Origin of the sequence: Vibrio sp. 1F255, from assembly GCF_041439145.1 — a bacterium.
In the GTDB taxonomy this organism is placed as follows: domain Bacteria; phylum Pseudomonadota; class Gammaproteobacteria; order Enterobacterales; family Vibrionaceae; genus Vibrio; species Vibrio crassostreae_C.
The window spans coordinates 56,912-78,340 of record NZ_JBGONQ010000011.1; the positions used below are offsets into that span (position 1 = coordinate 56,912).

Annotated in this window: 21 protein-coding genes; 10 read left to right on the forward strand and 11 right to left on the reverse strand. The window is 44.2% G+C overall.

Annotation, left to right across the window (positions count from 1 at the left end; all coding sequences use genetic code 11):
* Positions 1-158 precede the first annotated feature (158 nt).
* A complete protein-coding gene (locus ACED41_RS08680; protein ID WP_171732789.1) occupies positions 159-1,235 on the forward strand; it encodes a low specificity L-threonine aldolase in 1,077 nt (358 codons plus the stop codon).
* 102 nt (positions 1,236-1,337) lie between these two features.
* Here ACED41_RS08680 and ACED41_RS08685 read toward each other — a convergent pair whose 3' ends face one another.
* The gene (locus tag ACED41_RS08685; protein ID WP_017060906.1) at positions 1,338-1,463 is read right to left on the reverse strand and encodes a hypothetical protein; all 126 of its coding nucleotides are present in this window, start codon (positions 1,461-1,463) and stop codon (positions 1,338-1,340) included.
* Positions 1,464-1,710: 247 nt separating this feature from the next.
* On the opposite strand from ACED41_RS08685, the gene ACED41_RS08690 reads away from it, so the two are divergent.
* The gene (locus tag ACED41_RS08690; protein ID WP_004730224.1) at positions 1,711-2,145 is read left to right on the forward strand and encodes a YccF domain-containing protein; all 435 of its coding nucleotides are present in this window, start codon (positions 1,711-1,713) and stop codon (positions 2,143-2,145) included.
* A 104-nt stretch (positions 2,146-2,249) separates the two neighbouring features.
* On the opposite strand, the gene ACED41_RS08695 is transcribed toward ACED41_RS08690, so the two are convergent.
* From ACED41_RS08695 to ACED41_RS08705, 3 genes are all read right to left on the reverse strand, one after another.
* Positions 2,250-3,173 carry a hypothetical protein gene (locus tag ACED41_RS08695; RefSeq protein WP_029235256.1) on the reverse strand — a complete coding sequence of 308 codons (924 nt, stop codon included), beginning with the start codon at positions 3,171-3,173 and terminating at the stop codon, positions 2,250-2,252.
* Between the two features lie 195 nt (positions 3,174-3,368).
* Positions 3,369-4,517 (reverse strand): L-threonine dehydrogenase, encoded by a 1,149-nt coding sequence (gene yiaY / locus ACED41_RS08700; RefSeq protein ID WP_017060904.1) that lies wholly within the window; start codon positions 4,515-4,517, stop codon positions 3,369-3,371.
* 260 nt (positions 4,518-4,777) lie between these two features.
* Complete coding sequence (locus tag ACED41_RS08705) at positions 4,778-4,930, reverse strand: hypothetical protein (protein ID WP_017066574.1); 153 nt, start codon at positions 4,928-4,930, stop codon at positions 4,778-4,780.
* A gap of 234 nt (positions 4,931-5,164) precedes the next feature.
* On the opposite strand from ACED41_RS08705, the gene yjjG reads away from it, so the two are divergent.
* Together yjjG and yddG are read left to right on the forward strand one after the other, a co-directional pair.
* Entirely contained in the window at positions 5,165-5,839 is a 675-nt protein-coding gene (gene yjjG / locus ACED41_RS08710; RefSeq protein ID WP_371724810.1) for a pyrimidine 5'-nucleotidase, read from the forward strand.
* A gap of 159 nt (positions 5,840-5,998) precedes the next feature.
* Entirely contained in the window at positions 5,999-6,931 is a 933-nt protein-coding gene (gene yddG, locus ACED41_RS08715) for an aromatic amino acid DMT transporter YddG (RefSeq protein WP_371724811.1), read from the forward strand.
* Positions 6,932-6,981: 50 nt separating this feature from the next.
* Here yddG and ACED41_RS08720 read toward each other — a convergent pair whose 3' ends face one another.
* A complete protein-coding gene (locus ACED41_RS08720; protein ID WP_065584587.1) occupies positions 6,982-7,878 on the reverse strand; it encodes a cation diffusion facilitator family transporter in 897 nt (298 codons plus the stop codon).
* A gap of 288 nt (positions 7,879-8,166) precedes the next feature.
* Here ACED41_RS08720 and ACED41_RS08725 point away from each other — a divergent pair, with 288 nt between their 5' ends.
* Positions 8,167-8,517 (forward strand): hypothetical protein, encoded by a 351-nt coding sequence (locus ACED41_RS08725; RefSeq protein ID WP_017060899.1) that lies wholly within the window; start codon positions 8,167-8,169, stop codon positions 8,515-8,517.
* A 57-nt stretch (positions 8,518-8,574) separates the two neighbouring features.
* Here the strand turns inward: ACED41_RS08725 and ACED41_RS08730 are convergent, their stop codons facing one another.
* Positions 8,575-9,453 (reverse strand): LysR family transcriptional regulator, encoded by an 879-nt coding sequence (locus ACED41_RS08730; RefSeq protein ID WP_016797108.1) that lies wholly within the window; start codon positions 9,451-9,453, stop codon positions 8,575-8,577.
* Positions 9,454-9,614: 161 nt separating this feature from the next.
* Between ACED41_RS08730 and ACED41_RS08735 the strand changes: the two genes are divergently transcribed.
* The 3 genes from ACED41_RS08735 (at position 9,615) to ACED41_RS08745 (ending at position 13,097) form a co-directional block, all read left to right on the forward strand.
* Complete coding sequence (locus tag ACED41_RS08735; protein ID WP_017064785.1) at positions 9,615-10,214, forward strand: class I SAM-dependent methyltransferase; 600 nt, start codon at positions 9,615-9,617, stop codon at positions 10,212-10,214.
* A gap of 346 nt (positions 10,215-10,560) precedes the next feature.
* On the forward strand, positions 10,561-12,126 hold the full coding sequence (locus tag ACED41_RS08740; protein WP_371724812.1) for a YjjI family glycine radical enzyme: 1,566 nt from the start codon (positions 10,561-10,563) through the stop codon (positions 12,124-12,126).
* A 56-nt stretch (positions 12,127-12,182) separates the two neighbouring features.
* A complete protein-coding gene (locus ACED41_RS08745) occupies positions 12,183-13,097 on the forward strand; it encodes a YjjW family glycine radical enzyme activase (protein ID WP_371724813.1) in 915 nt (304 codons plus the stop codon).
* Positions 13,098-13,172: 75 nt separating this feature from the next.
* Here ACED41_RS08745 and ACED41_RS08750 read toward each other — a convergent pair whose 3' ends face one another.
* The 5 genes from ACED41_RS08750 to yccS all read right to left on the reverse strand — a co-directional run bounded on the left by ACED41_RS08750 (position 13,173) and on the right by yccS (position 18,727).
* Positions 13,173-14,084, reverse strand: coding sequence for a LysR family transcriptional regulator (locus ACED41_RS08750; RefSeq protein WP_065584590.1), 912 nt, complete (start codon positions 14,082-14,084; stop codon positions 13,173-13,175).
* A 75-nt stretch (positions 14,085-14,159) separates the two neighbouring features.
* On the reverse strand, positions 14,160-15,422 hold the full coding sequence (locus ACED41_RS08755; protein ID WP_029235254.1) for a hydroxymethylglutaryl-CoA reductase: 1,263 nt from the start codon (positions 15,420-15,422) through the stop codon (positions 14,160-14,162).
* Positions 15,423-15,583: 161 nt separating this feature from the next.
* Complete coding sequence (locus ACED41_RS08760; RefSeq protein ID WP_017060893.1) at positions 15,584-15,904, reverse strand: hypothetical protein; 321 nt, start codon at positions 15,902-15,904, stop codon at positions 15,584-15,586.
* Between the two features lie 121 nt (positions 15,905-16,025).
* Positions 16,026-16,211 (reverse strand): hypothetical protein, encoded by a 186-nt coding sequence (locus ACED41_RS08765; protein ID WP_065584591.1) that lies wholly within the window; start codon positions 16,209-16,211, stop codon positions 16,026-16,028.
* 332 nt (positions 16,212-16,543) lie between these two features.
* A complete protein-coding gene (gene yccS / locus ACED41_RS08770; protein WP_017060891.1) occupies positions 16,544-18,727 on the reverse strand; it encodes a YccS family putative transporter in 2,184 nt (727 codons plus the stop codon).
* Positions 18,728-18,904: 177 nt separating this feature from the next.
* Here yccS and helD point away from each other — a divergent pair, with 177 nt between their 5' ends.
* Complete coding sequence (gene helD, locus ACED41_RS08775) at positions 18,905-20,980, forward strand: DNA helicase IV (protein ID WP_017064779.1); 2,076 nt, start codon at positions 18,905-18,907, stop codon at positions 20,978-20,980.
* A gap of 87 nt (positions 20,981-21,067) precedes the next feature.
* Positions 21,068-21,418, forward strand: coding sequence for a VOC family protein (locus ACED41_RS08780; RefSeq protein WP_017060889.1), 351 nt, complete (start codon positions 21,068-21,070; stop codon positions 21,416-21,418).
* The last annotated feature ends 11 nt before the right edge of the window (positions 21,419-21,429 follow it).

A 21,429-nucleotide genomic window follows, 5' to 3' on the forward strand; every position in this document is an offset into this window, starting at 1 on the left:
TATTGTTTATACAATTCAATACTTCGAAAGGATATGAGCTTGTAAAACTAAATATTCGTTAATAATAAAAGCTAACATTTTTACTTTATGTCACCTTAACGTTAGAACGAAACCATTCGACAACTTTTCATACAATGATAACGAATAAAGGAAAGAGTATGAGTACAGATCTGCGTCAACAATGTGATTTTTTGCTTTCTGGTCACTTAGAACCAACTCCGGCACAAACATTCGCTCAGATGGCTCACTGGTGTGAAACAAATAATGTTACTCACGATAGCTACGGTGATGGCGAGTTTATTGAGAGTTTTGAAAAGAAAGTGGCAGATCTGCTCGGTTATGAAGCGGCTGTGTTTGTTATTACGGGCACCATGAATCAACCGACTGCACTAGAAATTGCGTGCCAAGAGAGAAGAAACCCAGTAGTGGCGATGCATGAATCGAGTCATATTATGCGCCATGAACGCCAAGGGTATCAGCTTCAAAATCGTTTTAGTGTTCTTCCTGTCGGTAACGTATTCCGCACTTGGAATGTCGATGACTTAAAGGCATGGCCTGATGAAATCGCAGCCGCATTATATGAACTGCCGATGCGAGAAATTGGTGGGCAGTTACCCGAATGGGAAGAGCTTGAGGCGATTAAACAGTACTGCAAAGAGCAATCGATTCACCTTCATATGGATGGTGCCCGCTTGTGGGAGTGTGGCGCGTATTACCAAAAGCCATACCGCGAGATTGCTAAGGGGTTCGATAGCGCCTATGTCTCGCTGTATAAAGGTCTCAATGGCCTTGGTGGTTCGCTACTGTTAGGCGATAAAGCTTTTGTAGCGAAGGCATCGGCGTGGATGAAGCGCCAAGGTGGTAACGTGTATCACCGAACGCCTTATGTGGTATCTGCTGCGATGCAGTTTGATGAGCGATTAGAACTGATGCCAGCTCTGTATGAACGCACCAAACAGGTTTATCAAATATTACAAGATTACCCTCAGTTCACCGTTAATCCGCAGCAACCGCAGGTCAACATGCTTCACCTATATTTACCTGTGAGCTATGAAGACGGCATTATTGTGAGAGATAACATAGCGAAGAAACACAAGATTTGGATAGGAAACCCAGCGATCAGTGAGTTGCCAAACCAATGTAAGATTGAATGGTATGTAGGGGATAACCTACTAAATTTGCCTGATCATGAGCTGATAGACATTCTAGATTTTATTAGCGAAGAGCTGATTTGATTAACGAAGAGCTGGCTGAAGAAGAACTGATCTAATTGGAACTGAAATGGATACAGGAAAGGGTTCTTATATCCATTTATATAGCTAGGATGTCCGGCTCTGTTACATATACTGGTTGATGTACACATCAACTAAGAACATGAACACTGGAACAGTGCTGAGAAGTCCGAAGAAGACGATTGGCACCCAGTTTTTCATTTTCTTTTTAGGTTGCTCAGTGTTATTCATAAATTCGGCCTTAAATTCGTTGTTGAGTCTGTTTAGCTTTTTGGTACTAAAAATCTAAGTGTATGGTATCAAATAAATGGGTTTAGCCCTATGTAGATTTAGAGAACCGTGGTGTATATCAATCACATAAAATGTAAGTGATTCATAAACGGTTCATAAAGGTTCAACAATAATGAACCTATTACAACAATCATTGCCTTACTCGGCATATTAAATAAATAGCATTCAAAGATTTGGAGAATACAGAATGAAAACAATAGGAAACATCATTTGGTTTCTGTTCGGTGGCGTATTTATGGGACTAGCTTGGTGGTTCTTCGGACTGCTCGCATTCCTAACCATCGTTGGTATTCCATGGGGTAGAGCATGTTTTGTTATGGGTAACTTCTCATTCTTCCCATTTGGTCAGGAAGCGATTTCGCGTGATGAGCTAACCAATGAAATGGACATCGGCACGAGCCCGCTAGGTGTGATTGGTAACGTTATTTGGTTCTTATTTGCGGGGATCTGGTTGGCGATTGGTCACATCATGTCAGCAGTAGCGTGTTTCATTACTATTATAGGTATTCCGTTTGCGATTCAGCACCTTAAGCTCGCGGTTATCTCATTGGCGCCAATCGGTAAAACCGTTGTCGACAAGCGTGAAGCAGAAGCGGCACGAGTAAGAAACTACAAGGGTTAAGACTACAGTTTAAGCCTTATATAGAACTGAAAAAGCACATCACATGATGTGCTTTTTTGTGCCTCGTTTTCTATCTAACGATGCCCCAATCTCACAAACACTCACTAGACATTGTTGAACAAGACTTCAAGCCTAAGGGTGATGTTGGCTTCTTCGGTGTGTTTCTCATGAGGTTCTCGTTCCCATTGATAACGAGGGATGAGTTCGTAGAACAGCCACTCTTTCCATACGTTTTGTCGGTAGGTAACCGAAACCTGAGCGTATTCGTAATGATTATGAGGCTCATCCGTTGCATTAATCGTGGCGCTATATTGAAGTGCTTGGTCTTGGGCAAGGTAGTGATACAAGGTTAGCCCTGTACCATAGTTCCAACCTTTAAGGTCGTCGTTATATCCTGCAAAGCTTGACCATCGAGCCAAGAAATCATCACTTAAAGAAAGATCAAAGTCGATGTCGGTGATCTCACCAGTCTCTTGTTTTTCTTGATATACACGTTGGGTCAGCCTGAATACTGCATCTGTGGTGAGCGGGTAGGTAAAACGATAGCGAGCCTCTATTCTTGGGCGTAATGTCGCTTTGATATTGAAACTACTGTAACCCTTGGCATAGGCGTCATAACGAAGGCCAAGTGCATTCTCTAACTCTTCAGAATCTTGTGGGAAGAAGTCTAAGAATTCTTCATCGCCAACAGACTCGTAGATTAGCTTAAGCCTTTTGCTGACAAAGGGTAAATGCAGGCGTGCGTTGAGCTTGGTGGAATAATCCACGTCACCGCCCTCAGAATAGATGAAATCATTATACCAACGTACAGAGGTTCCGGCTCTGGCGTCCTCGGTAATACGGTCATCCACAAAGAAGTTATCGAACCATATTGCGGGCTGACAAAACTTGCTGTTTAGGTAGTGGTAAGCTTTTTCGACGCGCGTGTCTTCTAACGGTTGGCTGTGACATTCATCCTGTTCCTCCGCGAAGGCAGAGTGGGAAACGAGCGATGCTAATAATGAGGAGTTAACTATCCAACGACTCAATGGAACCTGTTTGTCATTCTATGTATCAATAGTTTGACTATAACTAAGCAGTTATGACAATGCGACTTTTAAAGAGATTTATCTTAATCAGTGGCTATTCAAAACAGAGACTTGAATAACATATGGCAGGTAAAGAAAACGGGCTCAGTAGGTGAGCCCGTTTGTCGATAAGTTTATAAGTGACTTAATGGCAGATTACATTGCCGCTTCGAAAATCGCAGAGATTTCTTCGTGGGTCGCTTGTTTAGGATTAGTAAAACCACATGCGTCTTTCAGTGCGTTGTCAGACAGAGTAGGGATATCTTCTAGCTTTGCACCAAGTTGCGCGATACCTGTTGGGATGTTCACGTCATTTGCTAGTTGAACAATTGCGTTGATCGCAGCTTCTGCGCCTTGCTCTGGTGACATACCTTCAACGTTAACGCCCATTGCTTTTGCAACATCACGTAGACGCTCAGGACAAACTTGCGCGTTGTAGCGTTGAACGTGTGGTAGCAAGATAGCATTACACACACCGTGTGGAAGATCGTAGAAGCCGCCTAGCTGATGCGCCATCGCATGAACATAACCTAGTGACGCGTTGTTGAACGCCATACCCGCCATGAACTGTGCGTAAGCCATTTGTTCACGTGCTTCAATGTCTTCGCCGTGCGCTACTGCCGTTCTTAGGTGAGCTTGTACAAGTTCAATGGCTTTAATCGCTACAGCGTCTGTAATTGGTGTCGCTGCGATAGAAACGTAAGCTTCGATTGCGTGTGTTAGCGCATCCATACCTGTTGCAGCAGTCAGTGATGCAGGCTTAGCAAGCATTAGTTCAGGATCGTTTACTGAAATAAGCGGTGTTGTGTGCTTGTCAACGATCGCCATTTTAATGTGACGTTCCTCATCAGTGATGATGCAGAAGCGTGTCATTTCTGATGCTGTACCAGCCGTAGTGTTGATAGCGATAAGAGGCATCATTGGCTTTTCAGATTGGTCTACGCCTTCGTAGTCTGCAATCTTGCCGCCGTTAGAAGCAACCAGAGCAATGCCTTTTGCACAGTCGTGTGGAGAACCGCCACCTAGAGAAACAACGAAATCACAATCGTTGTCAGTCAGCAATTCAAGACCATCGTTAACGTTCGTGATGGTTGGGTTTGGTTGAGTGCCATCGAATACAACTGCGTCTACGCCTCGCTGGCTAAGAAGGTCTTGTACCTGCTTAACTACACCAATTTGATTCAAGATCTTATCAGTTACGATCAGACCTTTTTTAAAGCCTTGAGACTGAATACTATCAGCAGCATCCTTCAGACAGCCAGTACCCATGAAGTTGATTGTAGGGATGTAAAATGCAGTAGACATTGGAAAACTCCGTTAATTATGATTTTTAATTTCCTACATGTTGTCGGCATTCAAGTGGTCGACCATTGATCTGGAACAACTTTGATTCCGAACTACCACTTTGTGGCTAGTCGTTGTGATAGGGCTCATATAGCAATCGTTTTCATGGTTTTTGGCTGTGTTCTTTGTCAGTAGTGATTAGCGATAAATTGGCTCCACCAAGAGCAGAATGGTGCTCTATAACAATGAAAATTAAGGTTTTTCATTGAAAGCTGTTTTGGTTAGGCTGGTGTCGACGTTTTATCGGAGTCATCACTGCACTCAATTTGAGGATCTTGCGACTCTTCAGACTCAAGGGTGTCTTCTGGCTCCTCGTCATAGTATTTGACAAGAAATGGGGTGAGCATGACAGATGACGGTAAGAAGTGCTTCATAATACCTCCCGGTACTTAAATGTATTTCTTGTATGGTATTGGTTTAATATGTGGCAAAATTTGCGATACATCATGACTTGCTGCTTGTTTTCTATAAATTATTAGATTTATATACAGGCTCACAGATTTACGAGTAAAGTGATTGCCAGCCTACAAGGCGAAGAGAAAAATTAAGCAAAACTACGATAAAAACAAACACAGCACTGCTCAACAACGCGAATAACAGGACAGAAAATGAAGTACGATTGGATATTCTTTGATGCGGATGAAACCTTGTTCCACTTTGATGCTTTTCAAGGAATGAAGCTGATGTTCTCCCGTTTTGGTGTGGACTTTAGTGAACAGGATTATTCGGTTTACCAAGAGGTTAATTTACCACTTTGGGTAGATTATCAAGATGGCCGCATTACGGCAGCTCAACTGAAGCACGCGCGTTTTGAAAGCTGGGCAACAAAGTTAGAGACAACAACAGCAGAACTAAACAGTGCATTTTTGACCGCAATGGCGGATATCTGTTCTCTGCTCCCAGGTGCAAAAGAGTTGATGGAGTCTTTAAAAGGCAAAGTGAACATGGGCATCATCACTAACGGTTTTACAGAGCTGCAGTCAATTCGTTTAGAGCGTACAGGAATGACGGATTACTTTGAGCACGTGATAATTTCTGAAGAGGTTGGTGTCGCGAAACCAGACGCTGAAATCTTTGAACATGCACACAAGCTTGTTGGCTTACCAGCAAAACAACGCGTATTGATGGTCGGAGATAACCCGCATTCAGATATTTTAGGCGGCTTGGATTTTGGTATTGAGACGTGTTGGTTGAACAGCCAAGAGAAAGCAGCACCAGCAGGTATTAACCCTCATTATCAAGTTAAGTCTTTAGCTGACCTGCAAGCTCTGTTATTGGCATAATTGCTTTTAGATTTTTGAGTGAATGATTGATAGCCGAGTGCAGTTATGTGCTCGGCTACTTATTTTTACCTACTGTAAGTTATCGATAGTGGTGCTTAAGTCTATCTTTGCTTTAAGCTCGCTTTGATTACCCAATGACAATAAAGAAAAGGAAAAGGTGTGCTGAAATCTCATCGTTATAGCTGCTACGGTATTATCGCCATTTTACTATGGAGCTGCTTGATTGCTCTGTCTCGTAGCGTCTCAGAACAGCTAGGTCCAATTGGTGGTGCGGCCAGTCTTTATACGGTGAGTTCGCTGTTGTTGGTCTGTGTTATGGGGCTACCTAAGTTTTCACGCTTTTCTAAGTCTTACTTGCTGATTGGCGGCGCCTTGTTCGTTTGTTATGAGATCTTCTTGGCTTTGGCGTTGGGAATGGCGAACAGCCGACATCAAGCGATAGAGATGGCGGTAATCAACTATCTATGGCCGGCACTGACGGTGTTATTTGCGGTGCTGCTGAGCGACAAGAAGATTAACTGGCTGGTTTATCCAAGTATCTTCTTGGCATTCTTTGGTGTGGCTTGGAGCATCAGCGGTGACCAAGGTCTCTCTGTCGACCAAATTGCTGCCAACATTGCGACCAACCCTAAAACCTATTCTATGGCGTTTTTCGGTGCGATTATTTGGGCTGTTTACTGTAACTACACCCAGCGTGTCGCGAAAGGGCAGAATGCGATTGTACTTTTCTTTATCGCTACGGCGATCACTCTGTGGATCAAATACGCATTGAGTGATGAAACCGGCATGGTGATGACAACGAGTGCGGCGATTGATTTAGCGCTAGCTGGCGCTTGCATGGGGGCAGGCTACGCACTTTGGAACACGGCGATTCTTGGTGGCAACATGGTGTTTTTGGCAACCATGTCGTACTTTACGCCAATCTTCGCGACACTACTTTCCTCGGTGATTTTGGGCTTGTCATTGACCATGACGTTTTGGCAGGGCGTATGTATGGTAACCGTTGGTTCACTGGCTTGCTGGTGGGTAACAAGAGACAAAAAGCCGACGGTTACGGCGTCGGCTTCTAAAAAGGTTCAATCAGAGTCTTAGTTAACCAGAGGTTGATGGGTTAATTCTTGTTTTTTTTTAACTCTCGATTCTTAACTCGCGATATTGAGATTCAATTGGAGCTCATAAGGCATCTTCGATAAGCGTCGCTTAAGTTGGCGGCGCGTACGTTCAATATCATCAACCGCAATTGCATCTTGGTCATTGGTATGAATATCAACGTTGATTCTTAGCTCAGGACCAACCTTAGTCACGCCCATTAGCTCTAAATCTTGATCCGCTTCTTTGTCTACCGCGACAACGTTCTTATCTACCGCATCACAAATATCTTTGTTTGCCGACATCATAAGCAGTTCGCGCATCGCCTCACGTAACATGTCGAAAGGCACTTTGATGAAGTAGAAAGACATTAGCAACATCATCATTGGGTCGGCATACACTGCGTATTCTGCAAGCGGAGAAAAAGTAATTAACCAAGCCGCTACGAAACCCGCTGTTACCGCTACACTCAGTAGCGTATCCATCTGCCACTGCTTAGATTCAGCCTGAATCAGACCTGAAGAAATACGTTTGCTCTTATTCGCGATGTACCACCAAGCGTAACCACAACCCAACACGTTGAAAATACCAAACAGAGTTGCAATAGAAGCATCAACTTCACGACCACCCGTCATTAGGGCACCAATCGCAGAGTAAAGTGAATAACCAACCACAAGCAGAATCACAACGGCTTTGATCGCAATCACAATCGGCTCGATGATAGCTCGACCGAACGGGAACTCTCTATCTGAAGGGCGGTTAATGTATTTTGAAGCAGCTAGTGACAATAAAGTTAACAGTAAGCTGATAAGAGAATAGACACCGTCAAACACTATGACCAGAGAGCCAACGAGAAGACCCAACACCAATCCGCCAATTGCGAAGCCTGATGCTAAAAGGGCTGAGAACAATAGTACTCGATTTTCGTTTTGGCTTTTCCTGTCACACATAATATTTTCCAGATGTTTTTGATAACTTCATTGTTCTAATAATGAGCTAACTTTACAAACTTTATCTGATGATGTTTATATGTCTTATTTAATTCGAACATATAAATCAATAAAATTCAGTGACTTAAGATCAGGGTGTGGTGTCAATAAAGTTGACGTTGAGTGTTTTTTGGTGATGGTGTGCAACTGAAATAGGATCGTTTATGATTAATAAAACACATTAGTCGCTAAGGTCTTATTGGTCTTCTAGATTTGACTGCGACTGCGATGGACAAGGAGTGAATCAATATGAAGTTTGACGATATCAGTGATAATGAGTTGTGGGCGATTGCTAACCCGATCATGGATAATCTGATGGATGGTTCAACTAAGGTTGATCATGAACAGCACTGTCGAGATTTTACTCAAAGGATGAAAGACATTGTTACGCCAGAATATTTAGAAAAGGTGTGTCACCATTATCAGCACAGTAATGGCTTTTTTGCTGAGCGTGAGCAAGTTGCTTTATTTAGACGTTCAGACTCCATCGCCTTTGTGTGGAAACAAGCTTACACCATCGCCAAAGGTGAGTTTGTCGCTGAAATGGTATTGGTTGAAGAAGACGGACGCTATTTAGTGGATCACGTGATGGTCTTTTAGGAGTAGTGCTGTTTGTGGTTTTTCCCTTTGTTATCGACGATAAGCAATAAGCGCGAGCTAGAAATCAAACAAATAATCACTAAGCTGGTCGGCCAACCAATTCATTCCTGGGTGCTCTGCCATGCCAGCCGCGGTAAACATACAGTAGTCTTCTTGTGTTAAACCGTAGGTGTGTTTGATCACGGCAAGCTCTTGTTCACGCAGTAAATGGCGAATCAATGGCTCAGGCATTACGCCCCATGCTTCTTCACGTAGAATCGTATCCAACATAAAGTCGAAGCTAGAGAAGCCAATGTAACGACGCGAGAAGGGCTCAAGCTCAGGATTATCCTTTTCATTAAGATAAACCATGGTTGCTTGCATCGAATTTCTCAGTACTTCATCAGACACTCGTCGCATCGCACTCAAATCATGTCCTTTCTTACATACAGACATCATTCGAATCTTACCAAGCGGGTTGTAGATAATTCTTGGGTCATCGACGCGTTCGTAATCGACACCAAATGCGAAGTCGACTTGCTGAGTTTCAACTAGGTTAGCTAAGTCACCGCTCGATGCGAGAACGAAGTTGAATGAGGTAGAAGGGTACTTGTTATTTAAGGCGTGAGATAAGTCCTGCCACATTTCATCGGGTAGGGAGTCATCTCGTGCTATCCAAATTTCTGCGTTGAATTCGCCCGAAACATGCAAGCAGGTTTGTTTAATACGCGCGGCTGTCACCAACATGCCTTCGCAATCTTTGTAAATCGCTTTACCCGCTTCTGAAAGCTCAACGTGGTTTCCGCTGCGGACGAACAGCTCGACATCTAACTCTTTTTCCAAGGCTTTAATCGACATGCTGAGTTTGGTTCGGTTGCATTCTAACTGGCGTGCAGCTTCAGAAACTGATCCTAAATCAGCAACGGAACAAAAGGCTTGGACTTGAGAAAGGTTCATTTCATTTCCATATTGAGCGGGGGTTGGTGCATATTATCTGAATATTGTGCTGACTATCTTAGAAATAGTCCATCTTTGCATGATAACTCTATGACGAATTGACTAATTTGGTTTACTCTGGGGAAGTTCCGAACCTACAAGAAGTAAAGATGGAGGCCATGATGGCGAAACAATGGGACGAATACGCCGTTGATTGGGATAAAGATCCCGCAACTGCAGTATTCGCACAATCCGTATTTGACCAGTTAACACAGCTCGTTGATTTAAACGGAACCCGTGTCCTTGATTTTGGTTGTGGTACAGGACTACTCAGCCAGAAAATATCTCCTTTAGCAAAAGAGATCATCGCACTTGATATCTCTGAAGGGATGATTGAAGAGTTAGATAAGAAAGAGTTACCTAACGTTGAACCGGTAGTTGATATTTTATCGCGCGGACTTGCAGCGCAGCATCCAGCATTCAGAAACCAGTTTGACCTAGTGGTAGCCTCTTCGGTGTGTGGTTTTATCCCGAACCTACAAGACACAGTCAGTCTGATTTACACGCTGCTTGAAAACGACGGTACGTTTGTACACTGGGATTGGTACTTGGAAAGCGACAGTGAAGACTACGGTGTAAGCCAACAGCGCTCAGAAAATGTATTGAGTGCAGCGGGCTTTGCAGTAGTTGAAGTCTCTACACCGTTCTCGATTGACACTCCACAAGGAGAGTTAAAGGTATTAATGGGTGTTGGACGTAAACAAGCGCTTCCAGATCTGTAATCGTGTGTATGCCTTGAGCTAGCATTCAGAATGCTCATTTAAACTACTAAACCCACATTAACGACTCTAACGTCAGTTATGTGGGTTTTCTCTTTTTGGCGCTATCGTTTTAAACAGAACGAATTAGCGCTTTCTCATTTCTTCATTACTAACTCTGGTTTCTCTATTTCTCTATTTCTCTATGTCTCTATTTCTCTGTTTCTCATCTCGCTCATAGAAAACTCAACACCGCTAATTTACAAATTATTTATTTCCATTTTGGAAATGTAGTCTTGCATACATTTCATTAGTGGAAATATAACGGTGAGATATAAAATAAGCCCATAACAACACTAAGGGTTTAATCATGAGCCACCAATCTGCGTCATCTACTTCTTCACCACTTTCAGAGCAACAACAACGCTTTAGCAATATCATTTCAGATGCCAACCTGTCACCAAAACAGAAGTCGAGCTATCTTGCCTTAGAAGCTGAAGCCTGCTTACCGTATATGCCGGTAAGCAAAGAAGTAGAGCAAGCCTTACAACAAGGTGTGCTGTGTGACATGTTTGAAGGGCACGCCCCATTTAAGCCGCGCTATGTACTTCCAGATTATTCTAAATACTTACATCAAGGCTCAGAGTATTTAGAGCTTAGCGCGGCAACCAACTTCGATGAAGCATTGAACATGCTTACCATCCTTTACCACCATGTTCCGTCTGTCACTTCAATTCCGGTTTACCTAGGTCAGTTGGATGATGTGTTGATGCCTTTCGTGGGCGACTTAACAGAAGAGCAGGTATACCAAAAGATTAAGCTGTTCTGGATCATGTTGGATCGCACACTGCCAGACGCCTTTATGCATGTGAATATCGGCCCGACAGACAACATTATCTGCCGTACGATTTTACGTGTAGACGCTGAATTGAAGCAGATCGCGCCAAACTTAACCTTTATGTACGACCCAACCGTGACACCTGATGATCTACTTCGTCATGCGGCGAGCAACATCTGTGAATGCAGTAAACCACATATTGCAAACTATCCAGCGCATGCCGAGGCTTACGGCGATAAGCGTTTTGGTATTGTGAGCTGCTATAACTCTCTGCCGTTAGCGGGTGGTTCAAACACCTTGGTGCGTATGAACCTTAAGCAAGTGGCGTTGAAGTCTGAGGACAGTGCTGATTTCTTACAACAAGTATTGCCGAACTACAGTGGCATCATGGTTGAGTTGATGAACGTTCGAAGCCGCTTCTTGCATGAAGAGTCTAACTTCTTCGAAGGCTTCTTAACCAAAGAAGGTTTGATCGAAGAGGATCGCTTTGCGCCAATGTTTGGTATTTACGGCATGGCGGAAGCAGTCAACATCTTGTTGGAGAAAGAAGGTCAAGCAGGGCGTTATGGTCACGATGAACTGGCGAATCAGCTTGGTCATCGTATCTCTGAAAAGCTGGCTGAGATCGTTGAACGCTCTGAAGTGAAATATGGATTAGAAGGTAAAGCTCTGCTGCATGCTCAAGGCGGTATTAGCTTAGATGAAGATGTGACGCCGGGTGTCCGTATTCCTTATGGTACCGAACCGGATCCTGTCTCTTACGTTCGTGCAACCGCGGGTCACCATAAGTTCTACACCTCGGGCATCAGTGACATTCTGACCATCGACGAAACAGTGAAATCTAACCCTGAAGCGATGTTTAACCTGTGTAAAGGCGCGATTCAAGCGGGTTACCGAGAGTTCACGGCTAACGTTGCATCAAATGATTTGGTTCGTGTCACGGGTTACATGATTAAGCTATCTGACATTGCCAAATATGACGAGCAAGGCTCACGCACCAATACCACCTTTTTAGGTGCCGAAGCTGCGAAGAACACGGGCATATTAGAGCGTAAACCACGCGTGGTGAGTTTAGAGATGTCGCCGACATACGAATAGCTTTAACGTGCGTGCGTTATGTGTATGGTGCGTTTCGAATACGAACAATGTGAATTATGAAAATTTCTGATCTAACAACTCAAATGGCTAGGGTTAAAAATAATAAGACAGAAAAACAAGCGAAGGTCAGCCGTGTGCTGACCTTTTCTTGTGTTGACGGCCCGGGAAACCGCTTGGTGCTGTTTCTTCAGGGCTGCAACTTTGACTGTATTACTTGCCATAACCCACACACTATTAATCACTGTAACCATTGCGGAGATTGTGTGAGTGGCTGTCCAAGCCGTGCTTTAAGCATGGTTGATGGCAAAGTGAAGTGGGACCCAGCAGCTTGCACCAACTGCGATCAATGCATTGATATCTGCGACCATAAGTCGAGCCCGAAAATTACCACAATGACGGTCTCAGAGGTTCTGGAGCTTGTCAGGCATAATCAGTTTTTCTTGAGTGGCATTACCGTTTCTGGCGGTGAAGCGACCATGCAGTTGCCGTTTATCATAGAGCTGTTTCAAGCGATTAAACGTGATCCACAGTTAGCGCATCTCACGTGTTTTATTGATAGTAATGGTTCGCTGTCACTTCAAGGGTGGGACAAGGTGTTGCCTTATCTTGATGGCGCGATGATTGACCTAAAATCATGGCAATCGGAAACACATCAATGGTTAGTGGGTAGAGGTAATCATAGGGTGTTTGAAACCATTAACTACTTAGCAGATAAAGGAAAACTGCACGAAGTTAGGTTGCTACATATCCCAAATAAAAGCGATCTTGAGGACGAAATTGAACAAGTGGGGCGTTACTTGAAGACTCTACCAAGTGATGTTCGAATTCGACTCAATGCGTTTCAGCATCATGGTGTCATTGGCGACGCGTTAGATTGGCCGAAATGCACCGAAAAACAGATGCAGAGCTTTCACGATAAGCTCTACACCATAGTTCAAAGACCGATGCAAACTCCTGAGGTTTATACCTAGTCTTTAGATTTCTTAGGCGGTCAATCAGGCTTCTAAGAACGTTAACTTGCTAAAGATATTAAGTCTCTAAAAATATTAAGCTTCTAAAAACAGGTCACACAACCATTTGATCGCTTGATCATTCATGTTGGGTTTATTCCACACCAAGCTGTACGCCACCTTACCGTAATCAAAAGGCAAGGGCTTGCTCACTAAGCCCTGAGCTTGTTTAGCATGCTCAGCCCACTGTTTAGAGCAAGTGAACAGGAAAGGTGTGTGGTGACACAACACAGCCGCAGCGCCGAAGTCCGCGACCGATATTGCCATCTCTCTTGGTTGGTGGCATTGAACCAAGTTTTGTTCAAAGTAAGGCTGAGACAGTTCGTTATCTAAAATCCCAATGTGCTTGTAATCTAAGTAGCCTTCTACCGTCAGTTCTTGCTGAGCGAGAGGGTGGTGTGCGCCCATCAAACAAACCATTTCATCTGGAAGAATTGTTTCCCAAACCAGCTCTTTGTTATCGGTCGGCGGCTGAGATATATCATGAGGCAACAAGATCAAATTGACCTTGCCACTGAGTAAAGCATCGAAGCCGAGCTGTTGTTTCGAATAGATGTTGAGCTTCGCGCTTGGCGCGAGCTCAGTGGTAATTTTACTGATCTTTGAGGCAAATACTTCGAAAGTACTTTCACGCATCGAAAGTGAAAAACTGCCTTGGTACTCTTGAGGGGTAAAACTCTTTTGATGAAGCAGTCCATTCATGCTTGAAAGAATTGCGTGAACAGTGGGCGCTATCTTCAGAGCAAAGGGAGTCGGGATAAGCTTGGTACCATCTCGATAGAAAAGCTCATCATTCAGGATGTCACGCAACTGAGACAGGGTTTTGCTTACACTCGAAGGGCTGACACAGAGTTGCTCTGAGGTCTGAGTGACGCTGTGGGTGTTCAGCATAATATGAAGCGCAGTGAGGTGCTTAAGGCTCACCCTAGATAAGTGTAAGTAATCCATTTATGACTCACGCATTCAGATTGGCTTGTGATTTTGCATGAACGACAAAATCGAACAAGCCAAATTGGATAAAGGTTATTTACGAGCTAGCTTATGGTGCGCTCGTGAAAAGTGGCCTGCGCAAAATGCGCCCACAATCGATAGTTCACCCGCTAAACACAGTGCAGCACAAACTTCAGCTAGGGCTTGTGATTTACCGTTACCATGCAGCCCAAGTAAATCTAAACAGGCTTTTTGACTTGGCAAGCCAGTACCACCGCCGACAGTCCCCACCATTAGGTTAGGCAGTGTCACGCTAGCGTATAAACCGCCTTCTTTGTTGAGTTCCATACGCGTCATACCAATCGCTGACTCGGCGACACAGGCCGCGTCTTGGCCACAAGCGATGTAAAGTGCCGCCAGTGCATTCGCATAATGGGCGTTGATACCGATAGTGCCGCTCAAAGCGCCACCGACTGTGGTCATTTGGCCAAACTGGACCATCTTCTCTGGTGTCGTGTGTAGGTACTTCGCGACAAGCTCTGCAGGGATATTAACCTCAGCAGTTACCTTTTTGCCACGAACGCTGCGCAAGGTTTGGGTATTGGCTTTCTTATCGCCTGACAAGTTGCCATCAAGGAAAGCGTGGTCAGGCTTAACTGGCGTATTTTCGATGATGTACTCAAACACGGCATTGGTTGCGATGGTCACCATATTCTGACCAGAAGCGTCTCCGGTTAGAAATTCGAACACCAAGTAAACATGGTTACCTTCGATGTTGATATTAATGTCGGTCAGCTTGCCGTGTGATGTTGTTGATTCTGCCAAGATCTTGAACTGGTCATACTGAGTCACAGCCCAAGCCACAAACTGTCCGGCTTCAACTAATCCTTGAAATGCAAAGCCAGGAGTACGTGTTACGCCTTCATTGAGCAACATAGCACTTGCGCCACCACAAGCCGTAATCAGCTTAGAACCACGGTTATAAGACGCGACAAGCGCAGCTTCTGTGGTCGCGAGTGGTACGAGGTAATCGCCCGTAGCAAATAGGCCATTGACTCTTAAAGGGCCAGATATTCCCACAGGGACTTTAACGGTGCCAATAAAGTGCTCAATGTTTTTCTCATAAGCTTGGAACTGACTTTGTGTATGAGGGTCGAGCAGTTCTTGCTGTGAATCTGCATTATCGAGCGCTGTCCAGCGACGTGTGAGATTCTTTTCTGTCAGGTAGGGGCTAGGTGTCAGCTTATTTACTGGCTTTTCAAAATGAGGCTGAAGCTTTTTTTCTAATTCGTCTGCGGAGATGTCGCCTCCTAAAATAGAAACATAGTCACGGCGATGCAGATTTAGTTTTGGCATAAATAGTATGAAGTAAAGTTTGTGCAGCAAATTGGTTTGCGCTGATTCTACCGAGTAATAAACCAGAAACAAGCGCCTGATATAATGAGTTACAGTTTGTGTGGTTGTTGAAGCAAAAAGCAGCGAAGTTTCGCGAAATATAGGCTGTATTTGAGCGAAATTTAGATATGAATGTCGAGAAGGCTACCGATGGCTTCGTTTTGACGATCAACCACACTTGCACCAACGCGGTTATAACTTGCGCTTTGTGTCAGTTTAATCAAGGAATCGGTTGAAGATGAAGCAGGTTCAGGTTCTTTGTCTTTAAAGGAAATGGCTTGTTCAGGCTCTATTTGATTAAAGCTGAGATCGCTAGCTTCGAAAGTGTCGTCGGATTCTAGAGCGTGTTTGGAGGCTTGGTTGAGCTCGATTGCGGCTTCTTCAGCCATGTTGGTGGATTGCTGAATAATGGCGTAACCAGATTGAATACCAGATATCGACATATCAGAACCTTTTATTGACGTATGGAATGAGTCTAGGCGGACGATATTTTGAGCGCAATGGTGAACAGATGAAATTTACGGTGAAAATGTGAACTTAAGCTAAAATAGTGATGTCTGTCTATTAACTGAACAGGTCATTTAGCGCGTTTAATTCTTCATCAGTAAGCAAAGAAGGCTTCTCTGTTTCGAGGTTGCCGTCGATCTCACTCTGAAGTGCTTTTAATTGTTGTGGGCTAAGAAGCTGTATTTGCTGCTTAAATGCTTCAAATTGCTGTGTATTCATAGTGTGACCTTTGTTCAAATCCATATGCTCTTTAGAGCATAGCCTACTGATTCAGGAAATCAAACAAGATTAAGTGAATTTTAAATGATGTTTGAAGTTTCTTGAAACTAAGACAATTATAAATTCCTGTGGTCGTTTTTTGTCCGAGAAATGTTAGGCAAAGTTAAGGCTTGGTCAATCAAAGTCAGAAAATTCCTATAATGTAAAAACGCCTTCAACCCTTGTGGCACAAGGGTAGGTAAGTAATTTCTCTACCCAATTAGGGGTATGGGTAAAGCAATGTATAAATATTTGTGATGATCAAAAGATAAGCAATTGGCGTTATCTTTTTGTTTTTACGGTATTTTGTTTGTTGCTCAAGAAGCTTCTGTTTCAAACGACTTGTCGATCTTAACCTTAACTGCAAACTTGGTCGCTAAGGTATGCAGTTCTGGAAGCATGCGATAGATCAAATGGAGCTGTTGTAGAACCATTTTGACAGAATTCTCATCTTCTTCTCGCCATTCACTCAAACGTTTATCCAGCTCCGGGTCATAAGCGTTTTTCACTTCACAATGCTCTTTATGAGAATAGAGCTGATCATTTAGAGCGTCGAGATGCTGGTGGATTACTCTGTGCGCATCTAGCACAAGTTTGTGTGTCGCTTCATCATCAATACGCGTTCTGTGAGCACCCAGAGCCGAGATATAGCTAAGCAGAGCATGATTGAGTGTTAAGAATCGGAAGCTCTCATCTTCAGAGGTACGGTACTTACCCGGTTCAACCAACATGCTACTGATGGCGGCAGTCAGGTTTGCGTCATTATTATGAGCGCTACGACGAGCGATACGATAGTTTAGGCTATCTTTCTTACCGACACGGTATTGGCCGATGATCTGAGCGAGATAGTTCTTGTTGGAATCGAGCGCATCCGCCATCACTTTGTGCAGTCGCTTCGATTGCCAATCAGGCAACACATAAATGACAGCAAGCACGGCGAGAGCACAACCAATAAAGGTATCCGCTAACCTTGGCAATACTACCGCGTAGCCTTCACCTAATTGGTTAAAGCAGAAGAGCACAAGCAGTGTGATAAAGCCGGTCGCAAACCCGTAGTTATTGATTCGAAACGCAAAGAACATCACGCCACTGATCACAATGAACACTAATTGGCTCTCTTGCGACGGGAAGAAAGTCAGTAACGGTACTCCGATCAATAAGCCTGCGACCGTGCCAATGACACGCGCCGTCAGTTTTTGACGGGTTGCACTGTAGTTTGGCTGACACACAAACAGTGTCGTCAGTAGAATCCAATAACCTCGTTCGATATCAAAACCCTGGATAATCCCGTAGCCCAGCGTCAAAGTGATCGCCATGCGAATCGCGTGGCGGAATAGCATAGAATCGGTGTGCAAGTTAGCTTTGATCTTGTGCCACATTGCCGTCAAAGTATGAGGGTTGGTATCGTCCAATACACCTTCTTCAATCTTCTCTGCATCTGGGTTGCTGATATTCGAGAGCTGTTTTTCAACGGTTGCTAGGTTATTGAATAAGTAATCCAACTGGTTCAGCAGTGATTTCCATTTAGGATTATTCTGTTGGTGCAGATGATTGAGCGAAGACATCAGCTCATCAAGTGCTAATACAGACTTGTCACCATGCTGGTATTCAGCGCCAACTTTCAATGAGCTCGCTACTTCTTTACAAGCTGTTGCCTGCGCTTCCAGTAGATACTTAAATCGAAACAACACGTCAGAGCGTTCAAAGTGTTTTGCTAGCTCTTGATAACGATAATGGCTTGAGCTTACGCGTTCATGAATATCTTGTGCGATAAAGTAGGTGTTAAGAAATCGGTCACTAGGGCCGTCAATGTGTCCGCGCTTAGAGCGGTTAAGTAGCGTCGCCTTACACATGTTGAGTGCGTTAACGGTACTCGCGTTGAGTTTGGCTTCAATGATTCGGTGTGGCTGGGGAATCAAGTCTGAAACGGGGTAGAAGAGTTCCGCTTTTGAATCGATGTAGTTACCGATTTGATCGAATACCGTGGCTAAGTTTTGCTGCACGGGTTGCATTGGCCACACTATCTGCCAAATCATCGACATGAAGTAGTACCAAGCGGCGCCAGTTAACAGTAGAAGCGGTTGAAACCAAAGGTTGGTGCTCTCGTGTGCACCAAGCATGGTATAGATGGCAACCAAGAGAGAACCAAACGCGATACTCGCGTATTTAGGGCCAATTGCCCCGAGAATGATAAAAGAGAAGGTTGAAACAAAAAGCCCGATCGCGAACAGCCAAGGCGTATCGAAGAGAAGCTCAATAGAGAAAGCCGCAACGGCGAAACAGATAAAGGTCAGCGTGAGTGCTTTCAAGCGCCCGGTAAAGCTGTCATCACTTTCCGCAAGAGCCGCAGCAATAACGCCTAAGATCAAAGGCGTGATCAGTGTGTTTTGTCCATAATACCAAGCAGGCACCACCACGCCGAGCAGAGTGATGAGAATTAATACGCTGTAATTTATGGTTTTATTCGCCCAATAGAGGCGTAATTTGGCTGAAAAGTCCACAGTCGCTCACTTGACACACTAAAAACCATAATCCTAACAGAAATCAAGCACAAGAATTTGATACTTATCCATAATTGCCCGTAGGTGGTCATGAAAGCGTCGATAAGATATGAGATATTATTAATTCTCATTGCATCATGATATAAATTCAATATTCCCAATTAAGAGCACACTCCAATGCAGCTAAGCGCTAACAAGACTGCACAGTTTTTTATTCAAAATGAATATCATCAGGTTGAACTTGATGGTCCACGCTTGCTGTTATCTTCAGTAGGCAGTGAAGAGCGTATCCCATTTACTATTTGGAGTGGCAAGATCGCGATAAAGCGCGGATTGTTCTGGGGATCGCTACAATTTTTTGCTAATCAACAAGATGGAACACAGCGCAGTTGGTTAGTACAAGGCTTACCTTGGGATCAATGCCGTCAATTTGCACGCGCGTCAGTTAGTGCTTATCAGAAGTGGCACGACACTCAATGTGAACAATTGGCTGAACACGTACCTCAGTGGGAAGCTGAATTAACACGTCTTGAGCAATTACCAGCCTTTCTACCGCATTCTAAGGTCAACACTTGGGTTGATATGGTCAACTCAGGCTTAGAGAGTATGACAATGACGCTAGAAGAGGCCGCACAACGCATGCCAAACCGCATCGCAAGAATGCAGCCATGGTTATCTGAAACGGAAATCAAGCAAGCTGAAAGAAACCAGCAATGGCTAGAGACCGAGCGAAAAAACTGGGAAGTGTTGTTTGCGCAATGTGAGTCGTCACCACTGAACTTATCGCAGCAATATGCGGTGTTGATGAATGATGATCACAACCTTATTTTAGCGGGTGCAGGCTCGGGTAAAACCAGTGTTCTAACGGCTCGCGTCGCGTATTTACTGCAAAGCCATCAAGCTCAAGCTGAAGAGTTGCTATTGCTCGCTTTTGGTCGTGAAGCGGCAGAAGAGATGAAGCAACGTCTCGACAGCAAAATTGGTTTATCAGCAGAGAAGGTGCAAGTCAGCACTTTCCACCAGTTGGGTTTAAAGATACTGAATCAAGTTGAACCCGAACGTGTGGTTATTTCTCCTTTAGCGCTCGATGACAACCAACGCCAAGCATGGTGCATTGATTGGTTGAAGAAGCACTGGATGACACCGACCAACTTTAAACGTTGGCAAAAGCATTTGTCTAAATGGCCAATCGCTTATTTAACCGGTGACGATGAGCTTGGTAGCCACGTTTCAAACCTCAAATTGATCGGTTGGCTTGAAAAGCAGCTAGAACAGTTGAATGCGTCGGGTTTAACCAAAAAAGAAGTACAGCAACAGCTGATTGATCACCGAGACTATACGCGCCTCAACAGCGAGCTTTCACTATGTTGGCCATGTGTAACCGCGTGGCAAAAGGAGCTGAAAGAACAGAATCATATCGACTTCTCAATCATGATCAGCCGAGCGACTCAGTATGTCGAGAAGGGCAAGTTTATCTCACCTTGGAAGTTCATCATGATCGATGAATACCAAGATATCTCACCTGATCGTCTTGCCTTGGTTGAAGCACTGTGTAATCAGTCTAAAGCCGAGCATCAAGCCTCTATTTTTGCAGTAGGCGATGACTGGCAGTCGATTTACCAGTTTGCAGGTGCGGATGTGGATTTGACCACGGGCTTTAAGGATCGTTTTGAAAGCTCGACCATTCATCACCTAGATACGACTTACCGCTTTAACAATCAGTTAGGTGCGGTGGCTAATCGCTTTGTACAAGAAAACCCAATTCAGATTCCGAAAGAACTGAACAGCTTCAAGCAACAGAAACAGAAGGCGGTGTACAGTGCGCCAAGTAAAGAAGTTGAGAAGATTCTTGATCAACTGAACCGTCAATCCAAAGGCAAAACCAATAAATCGGTGCTGCTACTTGGACGTAATCATTACCACAAGCCAGAGTTGTTGGAAGACTGGAAGAAGATCTTCACTTCCATTGATATCAAGTTCATGACTTGCCACGGCAGTAAAGGTAAAGAGGCGGACTTTGTCATTATTCTTTGTGTTGACGAAGGACAGTTCCCGACCAAGAAGAAACAGCTGCATATTGATGGCGCATTGACTGAATCATCAGACGCGTTCCCTTATGCTGAAGAGCGTCGTTTATTCTATGTAGCAATGACGCGGGCAAAAGAGAAAGTATGGATCACGCACAGTGGCGACGGCTCTGGCTTTGTGCAGGAGCTGCATGGTTCTGATTACCCAGTTGTTCGTAAAAAGTGATGTTACTTGACTTGATTGTCTAAGATTAGATCTTCAATCCCTGCCCTAATATCACAAGTCAGACGCATAAAGCATAAGGAATTTGCTATGGAACACGGCTCTATTAACTACATTGAATTTGCTGCGAAAGACATCTCAGCAACTAAGGCGTTTTTCAGCCAAGTGTTTGGTTGGAGCTTTGAAGACTATGGCCCTGAGTATTCTGCTTTTGAAGGCAAAGGCTTAATGGGCGGCTTCTATTTGGCGGATCTGGCGTCGAATACGGATAATGGCGCGGCACTGATGGTTTTCTATAGCCAAGATCTTGAGCAAACTGAGCGCGATGTGATTGATGCTGGTGGTCAGATAAACCGTGAGATCTTTAGCTTTCCCGGTGGCAGACGTTTCCATTTCAGAGAGCCAAGTGGCAACGAGATGGCAGTGTGGAGTGATAAGTAGAGACTCACTAC